At 62.0% G+C, this 19,453-nt stretch carries 21 protein-coding genes; 10 read left to right on the top strand and 11 right to left on the bottom strand.

The window, feature by feature from the left end; translation table 11 throughout:
* Positions 1–85 precede the first annotated feature (85 nt).
* Positions 86–727, top strand: a complete 642-nt coding sequence (locus ACIQUB_RS10095) for a chloramphenicol phosphotransferase (RefSeq protein WP_113238502.1) — start codon at positions 86–88, stop codon at positions 725–727.
* 79 nt (positions 728–806) lie between these two features.
* Here ACIQUB_RS10095 and ACIQUB_RS10090 read toward each other — a convergent pair whose 3' ends face one another.
* On the bottom strand, positions 807–2,009 hold the full coding sequence (locus ACIQUB_RS10090; protein ID WP_113238508.1) for an MFS transporter: 1,203 nt from the start codon (positions 2,007–2,009) through the stop codon (positions 807–809).
* A gap of 107 nt (positions 2,010–2,116) precedes the next feature.
* On the opposite strand from ACIQUB_RS10090, the gene ACIQUB_RS10085 reads away from it, so the two are divergent.
* Positions 2,117–3,058, top strand: a complete 942-nt coding sequence (locus ACIQUB_RS10085) for an AraC family transcriptional regulator (RefSeq protein WP_113238507.1) — start codon at positions 2,117–2,119, stop codon at positions 3,056–3,058.
* A 9-nt stretch (positions 3,059–3,067) separates the two neighbouring features.
* On the top strand, positions 3,068–3,289 hold the full coding sequence (locus tag ACIQUB_RS10080) for a hypothetical protein (protein ID WP_113238501.1): 222 nt from the start codon (positions 3,068–3,070) through the stop codon (positions 3,287–3,289).
* Between the two features lie 92 nt (positions 3,290–3,381).
* Here ACIQUB_RS10080 and ACIQUB_RS10075 read toward each other — a convergent pair whose 3' ends face one another.
* The 7 genes from ACIQUB_RS10075 to coxB form a co-directional block, all read right to left on the bottom strand.
* Positions 3,382–3,879: a hypothetical protein gene (locus ACIQUB_RS10075; RefSeq protein ID WP_162737556.1), complete on the bottom strand. Its 498-nt coding sequence runs from the start codon at positions 3,877–3,879 to the stop codon at positions 3,382–3,384.
* Positions 3,880–4,157: 278 nt separating this feature from the next.
* Positions 4,158–5,036: a cytochrome c oxidase subunit 3 gene (locus ACIQUB_RS10070; RefSeq protein WP_018902028.1), complete on the bottom strand. Its 879-nt coding sequence runs from the start codon at positions 5,034–5,036 to the stop codon at positions 4,158–4,160.
* Positions 5,037–5,093: 57 nt separating this feature from the next.
* Complete coding sequence (locus tag ACIQUB_RS10065) at positions 5,094–5,699, bottom strand: cytochrome c oxidase assembly protein (RefSeq protein ID WP_113238500.1); 606 nt, start codon at positions 5,697–5,699, stop codon at positions 5,094–5,096.
* 9 nt (positions 5,700–5,708) lie between these two features.
* On the bottom strand, positions 5,709–5,837 hold the full coding sequence (locus ACIQUB_RS10060; RefSeq protein ID WP_018902030.1) for a hypothetical protein: 129 nt from the start codon (positions 5,835–5,837) through the stop codon (positions 5,709–5,711).
* On the bottom strand, positions 5,834–6,790 hold the full coding sequence (locus ACIQUB_RS10055; RefSeq protein ID WP_402929369.1) for a heme o synthase: 957 nt from the start codon (positions 6,788–6,790) through the stop codon (positions 5,834–5,836). The genes ACIQUB_RS10060 and ACIQUB_RS10055 overlap by 4 nt, the downstream gene beginning before the upstream one ends.
* Positions 6,791–6,861: 71 nt before the next feature.
* Entirely contained in the window at positions 6,862–8,541 is a 1,680-nt protein-coding gene (ctaD, locus tag ACIQUB_RS10050) for a cytochrome c oxidase subunit I (protein ID WP_113238498.1), read from the bottom strand.
* Positions 8,542–8,558: 17 nt separating this feature from the next.
* On the bottom strand, positions 8,559–9,452 hold the full coding sequence (gene coxB / locus ACIQUB_RS10045; protein WP_018902033.1) for a cytochrome c oxidase subunit II: 894 nt from the start codon (positions 9,450–9,452) through the stop codon (positions 8,559–8,561).
* A gap of 337 nt (positions 9,453–9,789) precedes the next feature.
* On the opposite strand from coxB, the gene ACIQUB_RS10040 reads away from it, so the two are divergent.
* From ACIQUB_RS10040 to ACIQUB_RS10030, 3 genes are all read left to right on the top strand, one after another.
* Positions 9,790–10,395: an invasion associated locus B family protein gene (locus ACIQUB_RS10040; RefSeq protein ID WP_113238497.1), complete on the top strand. Its 606-nt coding sequence runs from the start codon at positions 9,790–9,792 to the stop codon at positions 10,393–10,395.
* A gap of 137 nt (positions 10,396–10,532) precedes the next feature.
* On the top strand, positions 10,533–11,948 hold the full coding sequence (tldD, locus tag ACIQUB_RS10035) for a metalloprotease TldD (protein ID WP_402929368.1): 1,416 nt from the start codon (positions 10,533–10,535) through the stop codon (positions 11,946–11,948).
* Between the two features lie 16 nt (positions 11,949–11,964).
* On the top strand, positions 11,965–12,615 hold the full coding sequence (locus tag ACIQUB_RS10030) for a hypothetical protein (protein WP_113238495.1): 651 nt from the start codon (positions 11,965–11,967) through the stop codon (positions 12,613–12,615).
* A 17-nt stretch (positions 12,616–12,632) separates the two neighbouring features.
* On the opposite strand, the gene ACIQUB_RS10025 is transcribed toward ACIQUB_RS10030, so the two are convergent.
* Complete coding sequence (locus ACIQUB_RS10025; RefSeq protein WP_113238494.1) at positions 12,633–12,941, bottom strand: MazG nucleotide pyrophosphohydrolase domain-containing protein; 309 nt, start codon at positions 12,939–12,941, stop codon at positions 12,633–12,635.
* 69 nt (positions 12,942–13,010) lie between these two features.
* Positions 13,011–14,336, bottom strand: a complete 1,326-nt coding sequence (locus tag ACIQUB_RS10020) for a D-alanyl-D-alanine carboxypeptidase (RefSeq protein WP_113238493.1) — start codon at positions 14,334–14,336, stop codon at positions 13,011–13,013.
* A 246-nt stretch (positions 14,337–14,582) separates the two neighbouring features.
* On the opposite strand from ACIQUB_RS10020, the gene ACIQUB_RS10015 reads away from it, so the two are divergent.
* Positions 14,583–15,632, top strand: coding sequence for a polysaccharide deacetylase family protein (locus tag ACIQUB_RS10015; protein WP_113238492.1), 1,050 nt, complete (start codon positions 14,583–14,585; stop codon positions 15,630–15,632).
* Between the two features lie 219 nt (positions 15,633–15,851).
* Here ACIQUB_RS10015 and pdxH read toward each other — a convergent pair whose 3' ends face one another.
* Entirely contained in the window at positions 15,852–16,472 is a 621-nt protein-coding gene (gene pdxH / locus ACIQUB_RS10010; RefSeq protein WP_113238491.1) for a pyridoxamine 5'-phosphate oxidase, read from the bottom strand.
* 66 nt (positions 16,473–16,538) lie between these two features.
* On the opposite strand from pdxH, the gene ACIQUB_RS10005 reads away from it, so the two are divergent.
* The 3 genes from ACIQUB_RS10005 to fabI all read left to right on the top strand — a co-directional run bounded on the left by ACIQUB_RS10005 (position 16,539) and on the right by fabI (position 19,421).
* Positions 16,539–16,997 carry an RT0821/Lpp0805 family surface protein gene (locus ACIQUB_RS10005; RefSeq protein WP_113238490.1) on the top strand — a complete coding sequence of 153 codons (459 nt, stop codon included), beginning with the start codon at positions 16,539–16,541 and terminating at the stop codon, positions 16,995–16,997.
* A gap of 256 nt (positions 16,998–17,253) precedes the next feature.
* The gene (locus ACIQUB_RS10000; RefSeq protein ID WP_113238489.1) at positions 17,254–18,480 is read left to right on the top strand and encodes a J domain-containing protein; all 1,227 of its coding nucleotides are present in this window, start codon (positions 17,254–17,256) and stop codon (positions 18,478–18,480) included.
* 122 nt (positions 18,481–18,602) lie between these two features.
* Entirely contained in the window at positions 18,603–19,421 is an 819-nt protein-coding gene (gene fabI, locus ACIQUB_RS09995; RefSeq protein WP_113238488.1) for an enoyl-ACP reductase FabI, read from the top strand.
* The last annotated feature ends 32 nt before the right edge of the window (positions 19,422–19,453 follow it).

The raw sequence follows: 19,453 nt of genomic DNA, 5'->3' as shown, positions 1-19,453 counted from the left end.
TCACCCATAATCTAATCGAAATGCGAAGTGAAATGCCTGCGCGATTTCGCCTCACTGATTCGCGCCAAACAAAAGAAGAAAACACATGTCCGAGGAAACCCCAGCCGCTCAGATCGTCATTCTGAACGGCGCACCGCGCAGCGGAAAATCATCGATCGCCAAGGCGATCCAGGACGAGTTCGACGGCCCGTGGATGAACCTCGGCGTCGATGCCTATAACGGCATGACGCCGGAGCGCTATCTGCCGGGCATCGGCCTGCGTCCCGGTGGCGAGCGGCCCGATCTTGAGGAGATGGTGCCGTTCTTCTACGCCGCACTCTACGAGACCATCGCCATCCATGTCGGCCTCGGCCTCAACGTCGTCGCCGATCTCGGGCACCACGATTTCTACTCGCAACCGCTCGGCATCCTGACCGACTGCGCCCGCAGGCTGGAAGGTTTTCCGGTGCTCTTCGTCGGCGTGCACTGCCCGCTCGACACGATCATGCGCCGCCGCGAGATCCGCATGCCGGGCCGCGAGGGGCTCTACGACCAGGCAAGCGCCGAAGACCCGATCCCCGATTCAGTGCAGCGCTGGCAGGACCATGTGCACCAGCCGGGCATCTACGATCTGGAAGTGGACACGTCGCTGCTGACGCCGCTGGAGTGCGCGGAGATTATCCGGCAGACACTCGATCTCGGGATTCCCCGGCCGTCGGCGTTCGAGCGGATCGCGGAAGCGCGGTAAGGGCGAAGATAAACTGAAAGACCCGCGCGGTTCATCGCCGCGCGGGTCTTAGGCAAGATCAGGCGGTCAATCGCCATCATCACCCAGCGGCGACCATCCTGCGGCGGCTGGCGACGCCAACCAGGGTGGCGCCAAGCAGGGCCGCTATGCCGGCGAAGGTAAAGACGCCAGCGGCACCCTGAGCATCCACGATCAGCCCGCCAAGCACGGCGCCGCTCGAAATCGCGACCTGGAACGTCGTCAGCATGAGGGCGCCGGCGCTCTCGGCTTCGTCGGCGGCAGCCTCGGTGATGAAGCTCTGAACGCTGACGGGCAACGCGCCGAAAGCAAAGCCCCACAGGGCTGTCGCAACGGCGGCAAGCGCCGGCGCTTCACCTGCGAAAGCAAGCAGGAAGGCGGTGACGGCAATTCCTGAGGCGGCAAGCGTCATGGCAAGGGTCGTGTTGCGCTCGGCGATCAGGCCGCCGGCGATATTGCCGATAAAGCCGCCAATGCCGAAGGCGAGAAGGATGCCGGAAATCGCCTCGACGCCGAAATGCGGCACCGTTTCAAGGAACGGGCGGATGAAGGTGAAGCCCGCGAAATGGCCGGAGACGACGAAGAGGATGGTGACGAGGCCGAGCCGGATGGCCGGACGGCGCAAGACCTGGGCCATCGTGCCGAGGCCGCCCGAACTTGTCGGCGGCATGGCCGGAAGCGTGAACGCCTGGACGAGAAAGGCGACGACGCCAAGCACAGAGGCGATCCAGAAGGCCGCACGCCAGCCGAACGCCTCGCCGACCCAGGCGCCGACAGGTGCGGCACAGACCGTTGCCGCCGACACGCCGGTCATGACGATCGCCATGGCGCGCGGCATCAGCCGCTCCGGCACGAGGCGCATGGCGAGCGCCAGCGACATCGCCCAGAAGCCGCCAAGCCCGACACCGAGCAGCGCGCGCGACAAGAGCAGGGTCACCAGCCCGTTTGCCGTTGCGGCGATCAGGCTCGATATGATGAGCAGGCTTGTGAGCGCCAGCAGCGTGTAGCGGCGATCGAAGCGGGCCGTGCCGAGCACGACACCCGGCCCCGCCAGCGCGCCGACCACGGCGGTCGCCGTCACCGATTGACCGGCCGCGCCGAGGCTGACGCCGAGGTCATGCGACATCGGCGTCAGCAGGCTCGCGGGTAGAAATTCCGCCGTAACGAGCCCAAATACACCAAGCGACAGCGAAACAACGCCTGCCCATGCGGCAGGTGTCTCGCCCTTCACGGCTGGATGGTTGATCTCCGAGTGAATGTTCATATGCATCTCCGTAAATTCTGCGGCGACGCTACGCTCAAGCATCTGGCGTTTCCATGCTGGAAAAGCTATAAAGCATGACAATTCGTCCAAACCTGCCGGAGGCCATGATGACCGATCCATTGACCGAGATGCTGCGTGGGCTGCGGCTCGATGGCGTCGAATATGGTCGCTGCCAGCCATCAGCACCCTGGGCCACGGCCTATCCCGCACAGGCGGAAGCGCGATTTCACTTCCTGGCGGCGGGCAGCGCCTATCTGCAGGCACCCAATGGCGAGTGGACCGAGATGCGCCCCGGCGACGCCGTGCTCCTGCCGCGCGGCGACGCGCATGTGCTGGCGAGCGAGCCGGGCATTCCGCCGACCCCAGTCGACTGCCTGCCGCGCAAGCCGCTCTGCGATGGCATCGTGGACCTGCAATGTCCATGCACCGACAGCAACAACCTCATCTTTTTCGCTGTCATGCGCTTCAATGTCGACAAGCGGCATCCGCTACTCAACCTGATGCCCGATGTGATGCGCACCAGCGATCTCGCCAAGAGCGAGCCGACGATCCCGCCACTGCTCGACGCCATGATGCGGGAGGTCGAGATGAACCGGGTGGGCGCCGGCGGCATCCTCTCGCGCCTTGCCGACGTGCTGACGGCGACGATCATCCGGACATGGGTGGAGCATGGCTGCGGCGATGCCAGCGGCTGGCTTGCCGCCGTGCGCAACCCGGAGGTCGGGCGGGTGCTGGCGGCGATCCACCTCGATCCCGCGCACGACTGGAGCGTGAACGAACTGGCGCGCCACATGGGCGCCTCGCGCTCGGGTTTTGCCCAGCGCTTCGTCAACGTCGTCGGCGAAACGCCGGCGCGCTACGTGGCGCGGATGCGCATGCACCAGGCCCATGAGTGGCTACGCGAGGGGCAGCGGGTGGCAACCGTCGCCGAACGGCTGGGTTACGATTCGGAGGCGTCCTTCAGCCGCGCGTTCAAGCGCGTGATCGGTGCTTCGCCGAGCCATTTTCGCGAGAAGCGGAATGGTGCCGTGGCGCCGGTTGGCAGCTGAGGTACTCCGATGAGCCGATTTGACGATACCGAAAACGCCTTGATCGGAAGGCTGCGCGCGCTCAAGGCCAAGCCTGACGTGACGATCAACCTGCTGGATGTCATCGAACGGCTGGGCGTTGATGGATATACGCCGGGGGAGATCAAGGCTGTGTTGCGGGCACTTGAGCAGGACGGGGTAATTGCTTTCGCGACCGCGAACCGGATTTTGATTCTGAAGGAGTTGGCGTAGGCGACGTCGTATGCGGATGCCCCGTGGATAGCTCAGTATCCGGAGCCCATCATCCGCCCTCTAGGGGCAACGGAAGTCTTGTCTTCGGAGACTCATTTTTTCCGTCCGAAGGGGCGCTTCGGAGAACCGCGCGCAAGGTTTGGGCCATCTGCGTCGCCATCACCAAGTTTCGCAGTCCCCTGATTGCGGCGAAGCCACAGCCAACGACCGACAAGCGTTCCCAAAACAAATGCGATACAAGCAGGCGCAAGCACCCAGCTCAATAGGACGAGCGGCATCACTACCGCTGTGACCGCAATTGCGGCCAATATGATTACAAGTTCCAACCATTCATTGTTTGGAATGCCTGATGCGTCGATGTGTGGAAAAAATGGTCGCAGTGTGTAAGGGCCATCAATGAAGAAAATTCTATATATATCGACCGCTCCAAAAAGCGCGGTATACCATCCTACTTTACGTAAACGGCGCCCGGTATATTCACCCCTGCGGCTCTCGTTATAGCTTCTATCTGCTGCAAGTAGAAAGATGACGACCGCGCCAATACAGAGCACTATGTACCACTCAAATAGCGTATCGCGGTGCAAAGACATGGGCCTCACGGGATTCTGGTTCGTACAACTTTGCCGTCCTCGCCGTGGCGCGGAAAGCCGCATTTCACCTTGACGGGAAGATACGAAGTTCGCGTTTAAGCTGATTTAACATGTCAGCTTCAATTATATAGAAAATTGTTAGGCATATCCGAGCATAGCGAAAGTATCGTTAGCTCTGCTCTATAGCCCCCCGAAAACAAAAAATGCGGAGCCACCTCTCGATGGCTCCGCATTTGCATTTCAATCGGTGGTCTCCGTGACCAGTCTTTCCGCAGCCCTCACCCGGCCGCGAGTGGTGCGCCCCAGCCGCCCCAGACGTAGATCGAGAAGAACAGGAAGAGCCAGACCACGTCGACGAAGTGCCAGTACCAGGCGGCCGCTTCGAAGCCGAAGTGTTGCTTGGGGGTGAAATCGCCGCGCATGGCGCGGATCAGGCAGACGATCAGGAAGATCGTGCCGACGAGCACGTGGAAGCCGTGGAAGCCGGTCGCCATGAAGAAGGTGGCGCCGTAGATCGAGTTTTTGAAGGCAAACGGCGCGTGGGCGTATTCGTAGGCCTGGACGCTGGAGAACAGGACGCCGAGCAGCACGGTCAGCGTGAGGCCCTGGATGAGGCCCTTGCGGTCGTTGTGCAGCAGCGCGTGGTGCGCCCAGGTGACCGTGGTGCCCGAGAGCAGCAGGATGACGGTGTTGTAGATCGGCAGGTGCCAGGGGTCGAGCACCTCGATGCCCTTCGGCGGCCACTGACCGCCGGTGAAGGCCAGACGCGAGGCCTGGATGGCTTCGTGCGGATAGAGGCTGGCGTCGAAATAGGCCCAGAACCAGGCCACGAAGAACATCACCTCCGAGGCGATGAACATGATCATGCCGTAGCGCAGGTGCAGCGAGACGACGCGGGTATGGGCGCCGTCATGTGCTTCCTTGACGGTGTCGGCCCACCAGCCGAACATCACGTAGAGCACGACGGCGAGGCCGATGAAGAACAGCCAGGGATGCGCCCATTCGATGCCGAAGATGTGCAGCGAGCCGCCATTGATGTAGCGCATGAAGCCGACGCCGCCAAAGGCCATGATGAAGGCGCCGATCGAGGCCAGAAGCGGCCACGGGCTCGGATCTATGATGTGATAATCGTGATGTTTCTGATGCGCTTCGGCCATTTGGACTCCCCCGGACCTATCCTCTCCGCTCCGGCTTAGCCGGAAACGAACCCAGTATCAAAGTTTCTTTTCAAGCGTTTGCGTTCCATCCTCGCGCGAAGCCACCGGCTTCGGTCCTTCCTTCGGATAGAACGTGTAAGACAAGGTGACCGTGTGGATATCCTTGGATTCCACGGCCTTGACGATATCGGCGTCGATGTAGAAGACGACAGGCATCTCCAGCTTCTCGCCCGGCTTGAGCTCGGTCTCGTTGAAGCAAAAGCACTGCACCTTGTTGAAATAGACACCCGCCTCGCCCGGCGTGACGTTGAACACGGCCTGGCCGCGCTGCGGCTTGTCGGACTTGTTGACGGCGGTGAAATTCACCTGGATCGTTTCGCCGATGCGCGGATTGACCTCGCGCTCCACCGGCTTGAACTCCCAATCCAGCCCGGGCGCGACGTTGGCATCGAAGGTGACCCGCATCTTGCGGTCGAGGATGACCGACGAGGCCTGCTCGACGCGCTGCGTCGTGCCGTTATAGCCGGTCAGTTGGCAGAACATCCTGTAGAGCGGCACGGCGGCATAGCTTGCCGCGCCCATGCCGAAGACGAAGGCAAGGCACATGAAAACGACGGCGCCATTGTTGCGCGGCTTTCTCGGCGTGCTTTGCGCTTCGCTCATCTCATGCCCTCAAGTGAATTTCACGATGGTTATGGCGTAGAAAATGACGACCAGCGCGGCCAGCACGAGGCCGAGCGCAACGTTGCGGTTGCGGCGGGACTTGCGCTGGGCCTCGGTGAGCTTGACGGTCTCGATCAAAGGCCGGCTCCCCAGTGGGCGACCAGGAAGGACGCCAGGCGGTCGAACATCAGCGCCGAGAATATGGCGAAGAGGTAGAAGATCGAATAGGCGAAGAGCTTCTTGGCCGGCACCATCTTCTCGTCGCCATCGGGCATGCGCCAGCAGATGACGGACCAGTAGACGAAGATGGCGCTGAGCAGGCCGGCGACCACGCCGTAGCCGGTGCTGGCAAAGCCGAGGAAGGTCGGCGCAACGGCGCTGAACGCGGTCAGCACGGCATAGACGACGATCTGGTTCTTGGTGGTGCGCTCGCCCGAGACATTCGGCAGCATCGGCACGCCGACGGACTGGTAATCCCGCATCTTGAACAGCGCCAGCGCCCAGAAGTGGGCAGGCGTCCAGAGGAAGATGATCAGGAAGAGGACCGTGCTTTCGATGGTGACGCTATCGGTCACGCAGGCCCAGCCGATCATCGGCGGGAAAGCGCCGGCCGCACCGCCGATGACGATGTTCTGCGGCGTCGAGCGCTTCAGCCACATCGTGTAGACGACGGCGTAGAAGAAGATGGTGAAGGCGAGGATCGAGGCTGCGAGCCAATTGACGGCGAGCCCGAGGATAGACACGGAAAAGCAGGAGAGCACGAGACCGAAGGCGAGCGCCTCGTTCGGCGCGATACGGCCAGCAGGGATCGGGCGCTTGGCGGTGCGGGTCATCACCCCATCGATATCGGCGTCATACCACATGTTGAGCGCGCCGGAGGCACCAGCGCCGACGGCAATGCAGAGCACCGCGATGATGCCGATGATCGGGTTGATGTGGCCGGGCGCCACGATCAGGCCGGCGAATGCGGTGAAGACCACAAGCGACATGACGCGCGGCTTGAGAAGCTCGAAGTAATCGCGTGCGCTGGCTTCCGACATGCGAAATTCGCTGTCGTCTCCTAGGCTGCTGCGATCGTCGATGACTATCATTGGTATTGTCCTGAAAACTGAACGGTGACCGCCGCGCTCCTCCGGCGGCGGTCACGATGTCTCGCATCCATTTACTTGATGCGCGGGAGCTGTTCCCATTGGTGATAAGGGGGTGGCGAGGAAAGCTGCCACTCGAGGGTCGTAGCACCCTCACCCCACGGATTGTCTCCGGCGACGCGCTTCTTGGCGAAGGCTTCGAACACGCCGAAGAGGAAGATCAGAACGCCGAAGGCCGAAATGTAGGAGCCGATCGAAGACACGTAGTTCCAGCCGGCGAAGGCGTCCGGATAGTCGATATAGCGACGCGGCATGCCGGCGAGGCCGAGGAAGTGCTGCGGGAAGAACACCAGGTTGACGCCGATGAACATGACCCAGAAGTGCAGCTTGCCGATGAGCTCGTTGTACATGTAGCCGGTCATCTTCGGGAACCAGTAGTACCAGCCGGCGAAGATGGCGAAGACGGCGCCGAGCGACAGAACGTAGTGGAAGTGCGCCACGACGTAATAGGTGTCGTGCAGCGAACGGTCGAGACCGGCGTTTGCCAGCTGCACGCCGGTGACGCCACCGACCGTGAACAGGAAGATGAAGCCGATCGCCCAGACCATCGGCGTCGAGAAGGTGATCGAGCCACCCCACATCGTCGCGATCCAGGAGAAGATCTTCACGCCCGTGGGCACGGCGATGACCATGGTTGCGAAGACGAAGTAGCGCTGCGCATCGAGCGACAGGCCGACCGTGTACATGTGGTGCGCCCAGACGACGAAGCCGACGGCGCCGATCGCGACCATGGCGTAGGCCATGCCGAGGTAGCCGAAGATCGGCTTCTTCGAGAAGGTCGAGATGATGTGGCTGACGATGCCGAAGCCGGGCAGGATCAGGATGTAGACTTCAGGGTGACCGAAGAACCAGAACAGGTGCTGGTAAAGGATCGGGTCGCCGCCGCCCTCGGGCACGAAGAAGGAGGTGCCGAAGTTGCGGTCGGTCAGCATCATGGTGATGGCGCCGGCGAGAACCGGGAGCGACAGCAGAAGCAGGAAGGCAGTGATCAGAACCGACCAGGCAAAGAGCGGCATCTTGTGCAGCGTCATGCCTGGAGCGCGCATGTTCAGGATCGTGGTGATGAAGTTGATCGCACCGAGGATCGACGATGCACCGGCGATGTGGAGCGCGAAGATCGCGAGATCGACCGCGGGACCCGGCGTACCCGTGCTCGAAAGCGGCGGATACATCGTCCAGCCGCCGCCGGCACCATAAGCACCAGCCGGGCCTTCGACGAACATCGACATGATGAGCAGGATGAAGGCCGGAACGATCAGCCAGAAGGAGATGTTGTTGAGGCGCGGGAAGGCCATGTCGGGCGCGCCGATCATGATCGGCACCATCCAGTTGGCGAAACCGCCGATCATCGCCGGCATGACCATGAAGAAGATCATGATCAGCGCGTGCGCGGTGGTGAACATGTTGAACATCTGCTTGGCGCCGTCGATGGCGGCATCGCCCTCGTAGCCGTAGACCATGGCGGCGAGGCCATGGAAGATCTGGATACCGGGCTCCTGCAGCTCCATGCGCATGGCAACGGAGAGCGCGCCGCCGACGATGCCGGCCATGATCGCGAAGATCAGGTACAGCGTGCCGATGTCCTTGTGGTTGGTCGAAAAGAGCCAGCGATTGACGAAGCTCGGCTTGTGCGAGTGGTCGTGGTGATCGTCATGGGCGTGCGCGCCATGATCGTGTGCGGAAGGTCCAGCCATGTCCCGTTCCTTTTCCTTTACTGAGCGACGTTTTCGGCGACATCGAGGGTCTTTGCGGGACCATCGGTTTCAGCCATGAGGTTCTTGTAAGCACCGGGCAGGTCGGAGGCGGCGGACGCCATCCACTGCTTGTACTTGTCCTCGGAAACGACGCGAATTGCGATCGGCATGAACGCGTGGTCCTTGCCGCAGAGTTCGGAACACTGGCCGTAGAACAGGCCCTCGCGCTCGGCGCGGAACCATGTTTCGTTCAGGCGGCCGGGCACGGCATCGATCTTGACGCCGAAGGACGGCATCGCGAAGGCGTGAATGACGTCGGTCGGGGCCGCGGTCACGAGAACGCGCACGGTCTTGTTGACCGGCAGCACGAGTTCGTTGTCGACGGCGAGAAGGCGCGGATACTTGGCCTTGTCTTCCTTGCCGGCGGCGGCGCGGTCCTGATCCTTCAGGAGATAGCTGTCGAAGGCGAGCGGATTGTCGCCCGAGCCCTCGTATTCATAATTCCACTGCCACTGCGTCGCGGTCGCCTTGATGGTGACATCAGGGTTCTCAGGAAGCGTCAGCTGCGCGGTCAAAAGATTGAACGACGGAACCGCCAGGAAGAGCAGCACTAGAACCGGTCCCACGGTCCAGGCGATCTCGATCGCGGTGTTGTGGCTCGTCTTTGATGGAACCGGGTTCGCACTGGCCCGGAAGCGAAGACAGACGATGATAAGAAGAGCGAGCACGAAGAGTGTCACGGGAACAATAAACCACAGCGTATATTGTTCGAACCAGTGAATATCGCGCATGATCGGCGTCGCGGCTGGCTGCAAAGTGGCCTGCCACGGCATCGGTTGGTCGGCATAACTGCCGGAAGCAAAAAGCAGACAGACCATCGCGGTCATGCCTGCATAGGCCTTCTTAATCACGTTTCATCTCCCTCGAGCGCTGACCCGCGTGCACTGCACGCAGAATCCTTGCCATCCTCATGCGCTTCAAACCACAGTTTAGCACTTGCCGCAACAATCCAAAGCATTTGGCCGTGCGGCATTTTCGCCCCGATGATCCCTCCTCCGGGCGCATCGAAACATGCCATGATTTTCCTTATGATACGGAAAATGTTGGCGTCGGCCAGCCATCCTTCCCAAGAATAATCAAGAAACGTCCCATTTCCGCCGTAGTCCCCGGCTTTTCAGCGGGTGGGGCTTTTCATTTTGGACGGCCCGCCCCAACTTAGCGGCACTGATTCGAACTGCAGAGGTTTTCATGGGTTTCCGTTCCCTAGTGCGGCCGTTCGTGCTGTCGGCTTTTGTTACCGCCGCGGCGATCGCTCCGGCTTTCGCGCAGACGCCGGCGCCGACACCAGCTCCGGCCGCGCCAGCACAGCCCGCCCCCGGCGCCCCTGCCGCGCAGGCGACACCAGGACAGACGCAACCGCAGGCGCCCGGCACCGTCCGCTCCAATCACGGCGCATGGTCCGTGGTCTGCGACAAGCCGGCCGGCGCTTCGGCCGAGCAATGCGCGCTGATGCAGAACGTCATCGCCGAGGACCGCCCGGAAGTGGGCCTCTCGGTGGTCGTGCTGAAGACCGCCGACCGCAAGTCGAAGATTCTCCGCGTGCTCGCACCGCTCGGCGTGCTGCTGCCCAACGGTCTCGGCCTTAATGTCGACGGCAAGGATATCGGCCGCGCCTACTTCGTTCGCTGCTTCGCCGACGGCTGCTATGCCGAAGTCGTGCTCGAGGACGAACTGCTGAAGACCTTCCGCAGCGGCGCCAGCGCCACCTTCATCGTCTTCCAGACGCCTGAAGAGGGTATCGGCATTCCCGTCGACCTGAAAGGCTTCGCTGAAGGCTACGACGCGCTTCCGTGATATCAGGGGCCTAATAGCTGGGTCTGAGCTCCGCGTCTGATCGCTTTTGCGATCCTTACGAATTCGACACTTGCTCGAACCGTCCCCGGGACCTACATCGGCAGGAAGCATTTCCTGCCGCAGCGGAGCATAATGACATGAATACCGATCTCCTGACGCTTTTCGACGCCGACGAAGCGAAGATGCGTTCGCTTGTCGCCGAGGCCCTTTCCGGCGCGGACGACGGGGAGCTCTATATCGAGCACGCGCAGGCCGAATCGCTGATGTTCGACAATGGCCGCCTCAAGGGCGGCAGCTTCAACACCGAGCAGGGTTTTGGCCTACGCGCGGTGGCGGGTGAAGCCGTTGGTTACGCGCATGCGGGCGATCTCTCGGTTTCGGCGCTGAAGCGGGCTGCCGACGCAGTGAGCGCCGTGACGCGCGGCTATACCGGCAGCTATGCGGCGGCCCCGCAGGGCACCAACAAGAGGCTCTACAGCGACGAAAACCCGATCGGCTCGCCCACCTTCGAGGAGAAGGTCAAGGTTCTGCAGGACATCGACGCCTATCTGCGCGGCAAGGACGACAAGGTCAGGCAGGTCACGGCCTCGGTCGCCGCGAGCTGGCAGGTGGTCGACATTCTGCGCGCAGATGGTCACCGGGTCCGCGATATCCGCCCGATGACGCGCATCAACATCTCCGTCATGGTCGGCCAGGGCGACCGGCAGGAAAGTGGCTCCTATGGTAGCGGCGGACGCATTGGCTTCGGCGACTTCATCGCCGAGGGCAACTGGCAGTACGGCGCCGACGAGGCGCTGCGCCAGGCGCTGGTCAATCTCGAGGCGATCGACGCGCCTGCCGGCACGATGGACGTTGTGCTCTCTTCCGGCTGGCCGGGCGTGATGCTGCACGAGGCCGTCGGCCACGGGCTGGAAGGCGATTTCAATCGCAAGAAGACGTCGGCCTTCGCCGGCCTGCTCGGCCAGATGGTCGCCGCCCCCGGCGTGACCGTCGTCGACGATGGCACGATCGACAGCCGCCGCGGCTCGATCACCATCGACGACGAAGGCACGCCGTCGGGCTACAACGTGCTGATCGAAAACGGCAAGCTGGTCGGCTACATGCAGGACCGGCAGAACGCCCGGCTGATGGGCATGAAACCGACAGGCAACGGCCGCCGGCAGGGCTATGCCCATGTGCCGATGCCGCGCATGACCAACACCTATATGCTGGGTGGCGACAAGACGCCGGAAGAAATTATCTCTTCCGTGAAGAAGGGCATCTATGCCGTCTCCTTCGGCGGCGGCCAGGTCGACATCACCTCCGGCAAGTTCGTGTTCGGCTGCACCGAGGCCTATCTGATCGAGAACGGCAAGATCGGTCCCGCCGTCAAGGGCGCCATGCTGATCGGCAACGGTCCCGATGCGATGCAGCGGATCTCCATGGTCGGCAACGACATGAAGCTCGACACCGGCATCGGCAATTGCGGCAAGGCCGGCCAGTGGGTTCCGGTCGGCGTCGGCCAGCCGCATCTGAGGATGGATCAGGTGACGGTGGGCGGCACGCAGGCGTAACGGGCCAAGGGAGCTCATGGCGGCGGAAACATTCATCCTGAAATTTCTGTCGCCCGAGACCTTGTGTTCGGCACATGAGCTGCGCTTCACGGCAGAGCCGTCCGACGTAGCGGCCACTATCGATGCCGAAGAGAGCGATCTGAAGCATGGTCGGTTCGATCTGGAGCCGGCCGATCTATTGGCGCTGTCGGGCGCGTTCGGGCTTTTGATGCCCGAGAGCGTGCAAAGCGTACGGCTGGAGCGACCGCATTCAATCGATGCGGCGCCCTATCTCGTACACACCAACTTCGAGCTTCCATTGATGCTCGACGGCCGCAAACCGCTCTCTTATTTCTGCCCTGAAAGCGACGAATGGCTAGCAAAGGTGCGGGTGCCGTTCATCCCGCATGTCGCCTCCGGCTTGATCGTCGAGCGGATCATCAAGCGGAGCGTAACCTATCCGACGACGAGCGGCGGAACGCGGACGCTTCAGCTTTCCGCTTTGCTCTACGTGCTGCCCGGCGAAGAGTGGAGAATAGATCCGTTCATGTCGCTGCTCGCCAGCCCGGCGTGGACCGAAGAGCAAGAGCGCGAGCAAGGCCGATTGTTCGGCTACAGCAAGGATGAGTGCGATTGGTGGATCGCCAATCGCTTTCGCAAACGCGCGGGCGCCAATCCATCGGCGTGAGGCCTGCGCCTCTCCTTCTATTTTTCATCCAGCGAAAACAGCCACTTGCGCTTGATCGCGGCCGCGAGGTCGAGATCGTTTTGGTGCGCGAAGAGCAGGATGTGGCCGAGCACGTCGGCGGCTTCGTCTTCGAGTTCGCGGGCCATGTCCTCGCCGGAGCGTCCCTTGGGGCGCCCTCTCCCGCTGACGCGGTTCCAAGCCTGCGTGAGTTCGCCCATCTCTTCCTGGAGCTTCAGCAGAAACCAGTCGGCATCGCGGGTGATGCCGTTTTCTCCGGCATAGGCACTCGAGGCCCGCTCGAACTTCAGGGCAAGATCATCCAGCATCATGTTCTCCTTTCGTTTACGTAGGAGAACCCTGATTCAGCGGCAATGTCCAGTCGGAATGGCGGCGGATCAGCCGCGATCGCCGAGCAGCATGCAATCGTAGGAGCGCTTCTTCAGCGCATCGCAGGCCGACGTCGCGGCGTCGCGGCTTTCGAAGCCGACGAAGCGCGCGCGGTAGACCTTGTTGGCACCCTTACCGACGGCTTCCGTATAGGGGTTGGCCGACTTCAGCGCGGCGCCGCCTTCGGACTTGGCCTGAGCGAGAAGCGCGCGGGCGGCTTCGTCGCTCGGGGCAGCAGAGATCTGGATCGACCAGTCGCCGGTCGAGGCGACGGATGCGAGCGGCTTTGCGGAGCCGATTTTTGCCGACGGCGTTACGGCGTCGAGCGCCGAGGGACGCTCCTGCGGAACGGTGTCGCTCAGATAGCCGAGCGCCTTCGGTGCAAGTTCGCTGCGGGCGATTTCAGGTGCTGCGACCGGAGCGACATCCTCGACGCGCGGTGCGGATGCGGGAACCGGCAGGTCGCTGGCATCGGCCGCGGAGGCGACTTCAACAGGCTCGCGCGAATTGACGCTGGCGACCAGACGGGCGCCACCCGAGGAGGATGCGCGGCCCATCGCCTTGTCGAGCAGGGCCGCCATCTTGTCGTCGCGGCTGCGGGCGGTGCGGCCGCCGAGGACCACGCCGACGACGCGGCGGTTGCCATCCTTGACGGCGCTGACGAGGTTGAAGCCCGAAGCGTTGGTATAGCCGGTCTTGATGCCGTCCATGCCCTGGTAGCGATACATCAGGTTGTTGTGGCCACGAATCTGGCGGCCGCGGAAGTTGAAGCTCGCGGTCGAGAACAGGCGATATTCGCGCGGATAATTCTTCATCAGAGCGACGGCAAGCGTCGACATATCGCGGGCGGTGGTGATCTGGCGGCCATCCGGCAGGCCCGACGCATTGACGAAAGTGGTGCGGCTCATGCCGAGCTGGCGGGCCTTCTGCGTCATCATGCGGGCGAAATTGCTTTCCGAGCCACCGAGCTTTTCGCCCATGGCGGCAGCGGCGTCATTGGCCGACTTGGTGATCATGCCGAGGATCGCGTCGCGCACGGTGATCGACGTTCCTGCCTTGGCGCCGAGCTTGGTCGGCGGGCGGGAGGCCGCGTATTTCGACATGACGATCGGCGTATCCCAGTTCATCTTGCCGCGATTGATGGCCTCGAAAGCCATGTAGATCGTCATCATCTTCGTAAGAGACGCGGGATGATTGAGGACATCGGCGTTTTCCGACGACAGAACCTTGCCGGTTCTCGCATCGAGGATGAGGGAGGCGCTGCCAGCCATAGCCGACAACGGCGCCGCAACGACCAACGTCGCGGTTATAATCGCGGCCAACAGCTTTCTCATGCACTTCCCCTCGATGAACAGCCGACCCTCGTCGCCCGAATTTTGTCCCGTTCTTGTACAGAAGGACACAATATGGCGCGACTTTGCGGCAACGTGGACCATTTTTGTCAAATTTTACCCTTTATGGTGAAAAAACCGTAAAACACGCCCTGCAATATTAGAATTCAGGCAAAGTCGGCATTCAGCAAGGCTTAACCTCGCGCTTGTTAGGGTCGCCCTCCTCACGACCCCGCAAACGGAGCGGAGATGATGAACGCCAGAACGCTGGCAAAGCGGATCGCGATAACTGGCGGGCTGGAGGTGGCAAACCTCCTGCGCTCGGTTGGGCTGATGCGCGGCGCACGCGGTATGGGCGCGATCTTCACGCTGCATCACGTTCGCCCCCACGAGCCGTCCGCCTTTTCGCCGAACGCGCATCTGGAGATCACGCCGGAATTTCTCGACGCGGTGCTGACGCGGCTGAAGAGCGACGGCTACCGATTCGTGTCGCTTGCAGACGTTCCCGATGCGCTGGCCGAGCCCAAGCCGTCGCAGCCCTTCGCGGCCTTTACGCTCGACGACGGTTATCGCAACAATCTCGTCTACGCCATGCCTGTGTTCGAGCGGCATGAGGCGCCTTTCACGATCTTCGTGGCCAAAGGGCTGGTAGAGCGGACGCATACGATCTGGTGGGAGACGCTGACGGCGCTCTTGCGGCGCGAAGACAAGCTGAGCTTCGATTTTGGCGATGGCGTCGAGACGATCGACACCGCCACCCCTCAAGACAAGCACCGCGCCTTCGCCCGCTTCGCACTCTATATTCATGCGCATGAAGAGACGGTGGCCGTAGAGGCCGTGGATGCGCTGGCGCGGTCGCATGGAATCGACCCCACCGAGATCGTCGACGATTTGGTCATGGGGGCGCCGGAGCTGAACCTCCTGGACGCCAGCCCGCTCGCCTCGCTCGGCGCCCACACCGTCAGCCACCGTGCTGTCGCGCGGCTTTCCGACGCCGAGGTTCGCGATGAGATGACGCACTCCCAGGATTATGTCGAGGTGATCAGCGGACACCGGCCGGGCGCATTCGCCTATCCGTATGGAACGCGCGAGGCGGTGACGCAGCAGCAGGCGGCGATCGCTAGGGATCTCGGCTTTTCTCTGGCGGTGACGACCCAGCCCGGCGTGATCGGCCGGCAATCGCTCGAGCGTTCCACTTATCTGCCGCGCCTGTCGATCAATGGTCTCTATCAGAAGCCGCGCTATGTCTCCGGCCTTGCCTCGGGAATCCCTTTGAAGCTGATGGGCAATCGCGGCTGAGGGTCAGCCCCTCCCCGCGACATTCTCCGCCGATCACTTTCTTTTGAGGCGGCGCGCCATTTCCAGGTGACGCCGGCGCCCCGAAGCACGATCTTTTCAACCTAGGATGAAAATTCAAGCGAAGAGCGCCGTGGTTGCGCGGCGCTCCGTTTCAATGTCAGCGGCGGCGGGTTCGTGGCGCCCTTGTGCAAGCAATTGGAGACGCCGCCGAGGGGATGCTTACGGATACATCCGCACCTTGTCCCAGCCGCCCTCGGGCGTGCCACGGCGGAACTCGATGCGGTCGTGGAGCCGGAACTTCTGGTCTTTCCAGAACTCGATCGAGGTCGGCTTGATGCGAAAGCCGGACCAGTGCGGCGGGCGCGGGATCTCGCCGATGGCATAGCGCGCGGTGTATTCGGCGACGGCTTTCTCCAGCGCGAAGCGGCTTTCGAGCGGGCGCGACTGCTTGGAGGCCCAGGCGCCGATGCGGCTGCCGCGGGCGCGGGTCTTGTAATAGGCGTCGGCCTCTTCGTCGCTCACCACTTCAACCGGGCCGCGCAGCCGAACCTGGCGGCGCAGCGTCTTCCAGTGGAAGCACATGGCCGCTTTTTTCTGGCCGAGGACTTCGCGGCCTTTCTGACTTTCGAAATTCGTGTAGAACACAAATCCGTCTTGATCGAATCCCTTAAGGAGAACCATGCGGACATTGGGAAGGCCGTCTTCATCGACCGTCGCAAGCGCCACCGCATTCGGGTCATTGATCTCGGAAGCTTCGGCTTCCTTCAGCCAATCCGCAAAGAGCTGGAACGGCTCGTTTTGCTCGGTGAAGTCACTGGTTGTTAACTCATTTTCCGACATATTAGCTCAAATGCCCCGGGTTTATTCGATAATTGCCCAGCCCAAAACCACTGGACAGGACACAGGGTGGAAGTCATAGCAAAGTCAGTTCGTCATACAAAGGGCCTCATGCGCCAATGCGCGGCCATCTGCGTTGTCGGAATGGCAGTGCTTTCCCTCACCGGCTGCATGGCCGGCGGGCTTGATATGTTCAGCAGCAACAAGGTCGACCGTTCGGTCGCGACCGGCACCGTGCCGCAGCCTGCGCCGACAAGCGACAGCATCTCCGACGAAATGACCGTGGGCAATGCCGTCACCTCAGCCGACATCAACGGCCTGCAGGGACGCCCCCTTCCCTGGGCGAACGCTTCCACCGGCAGCGCCGGCGTGATCGACACGATCGTCGAAAACAACGACACCGGCCAAGTCTGCCGTCAGTTCAAGACGACGCGCCACTCCTATGTCGGCATCTCGAAATTCTACGGCAAGACCTGCCTCGTCGGCGGCGGCAACTGGCAGCTTTTGAGCTTCCAGCCGGAAAGCTGATCGCCTTGCAAGCCAGTCGTTAACGGCTGCCCCCGGCTTCATTTCCAGATTTAGCAAAAGATAACCATTCCGCATGAAACCGTGGCGTGTCCTGACGCCAAATAAGGACTGATTAGCAACTTTGCGGGACTGTGGTTCGCATATGTGCGCAGATTTTCTGCTCGCGAAGCGAACTTCGGCGCACCAAATGAGTTTAATCGGGGCTTCGAGGTGCCGGACAGGGCATCTCGCATTTGGACACCGGGCGGTTTGGAACATGCGCGATCCGTATAAGATATTGGGCGTCAGGCGCGATGCGGGGCAGGACGAGATCAAGGCAGCTTGGCGCAACATGGCCAAGGTGGTGCATCCTGACCATAATCAGGGCGACCCGCTGGCCGGTGCGCGCTTCGCCGAGATCGGCCGCGCCTACGACACGCTGAAGGACCCGAAGAAGCGCAGTCTTTTCGACAGCGCGGCGCGAGCGGCTGAGGCCAAGCAGAACGAGAAGCAGAACGAAAACACCATCATGGCGCAGCGCCAGGCGGCGCGCGAAGCGGCGATCCGCGCCAAGCAGGCGCAGGAAAACGCCGAGCGCGTGATGGAAGAGCTGGCACGGGCAGCGGCGCAGAAGGCCGCCGCCGAGGCCGCCAAGCAGCCGCAGCCGCAACAACAGCAGCAGGCAGGCGCAGCAGAACCCGCCGAAGAGATGATCGAGCGGATCTTCGGCAACCAGGCCCGCGCGGCGAGCGGTGGCGGACGGACGCGCGGTTTTGCTTCCGGCCGGGCCAAGCGGCCGGAGCCCGAGAGCGCCGAGGCCGACAAGCAAACAGATAAGACTACCGAGAGCGCCAAGGCCGGCGACTTCGGCAAGACAGTAGACGACGAGCACGGCGCGGACGAGACCGCGGCGGCGAGCGCTGCCGTCCTGCAGCCGCTCAGCCTCCTCACCTCATTCGTACGCCGCTTCACCGGCGGCACGGCCCCCGCGCCCGAGAAGGCGCCGGATCAGCTGGCGATAGCGACAGTGACCATCGAGGACATCTTGAAGGGCGCCTGGGTGAACGTCGATCTCGGCGATGGCCGCGATGCCGGCTTCGCGCTGACGCCGGGTACCACTGAAGGCCACACGGTGCGCCTCAAGGGCCAGGGTCACAAGCTGACAGGCATGCAGCGCGGCGACGCGGTCGTCAACATTCATATCGCCCCGCACGCCGACTTCACCGTCGACGGGTTCGATCTGCACACCGTGCTTCCCGTCACCATCGAAAATGCCGTGCTCGGCACCGACGCGCGCATCGACGGACCGAACGGACCACTGACGGTTACCGTGCCGGCATGGTCGGGATCGGACAAATCAATCCGCTTCGAAGGTCTCGGATTGCCCAAATCGGATGGCGGAAAGGGCGATCTCGTGGTCGAACTGCGCATTATCCTGTGGGAAAAACCCGACGATAAGGTCACGGATTTGATGAGAATTATGAAGAACGGCCTGTTTTTGTGAATTTTGGGTGACATTAGCACCCTTTGTTACGTTCCCTAACAGTTGATGATTGCTAGCAATCTTGAACCGGCTGGCCGGCTATGCCATAGGCAGGATCGATCAATTTACCTAAGGGGCGAAACATGGCTCAGGCACAAGGCCTCATGTCAGGCAAGCGCGGCGTCATCATGGGCGTTGCCAACAATCGTTCGATTGCGTGGGGCATTGCCAAAGCTATTCATGCGCAGGGCGGCGAGATTGCCTTTACTTATCAGGGCGATGCGCTGAAGAAGCGGGTCGAACCGCTGGCAGCTGAACTCGGCGGCATTCTTGCTGGACACTGTGATGTCAGCGATGAAGCATCGATCGACGAGGTTTTCGACAACATCGAGAAGACCTGGGGCAAGATCGACTTCATCGTGCATGCGATCGGCTTTTCGGACAAGGACGAGCTCACCGGCCGTTACGTCGACACCTCGGCGGACAACTTCGCCAAGACGATGCAGATCTCCGTCTATTCGTTCACCTCGGTTGCACGCCGCGCCGAGAAGCTGATGACGGATGGCGGCTCGATGCTGACGCTGACCTATTACGGCGCCGAAAAGGTGATGCCGAACTACAACGTCATGGGCGTTGCCAAGGCAGCTCTTGAAGCCAGCGTGAAGTACCTGGCGGTCGATCTCGGACCGAAGAACATCCGCGTCAACGCGATCTCGGCCGGCCCGATCAAGACGCTTGCAGCGTCCGGCATTGGCGACTTCCGCTACATTCTCAAGTGGAACGAATACAACGCGCCGCTGCGCCGCACCGTCACCATCGAGGAAGTCGGCGATGTCGGCCTCTACATGCTTTCGGACCTGTCGCGCTCCGTCACCGGCGAAGTGCATCACGCCGACAGCGGTTATCATGTTATCGGCATGAAGGCTGTGGACGCGCCGGATATTTCCGTCATAAAAGACTGATCGTACTCTCTTATGAGTCATGCTCGCGGCCC

The organism is Rhizobium sp. NPDC090275 (genome assembly GCF_044772225.1).
Classification (GTDB): Bacteria; Pseudomonadota; Alphaproteobacteria; order Rhizobiales; family Rhizobiaceae; genus Rhizobium.
This window is presented reverse-complemented; position numbering and strand designations above follow the sequence as displayed.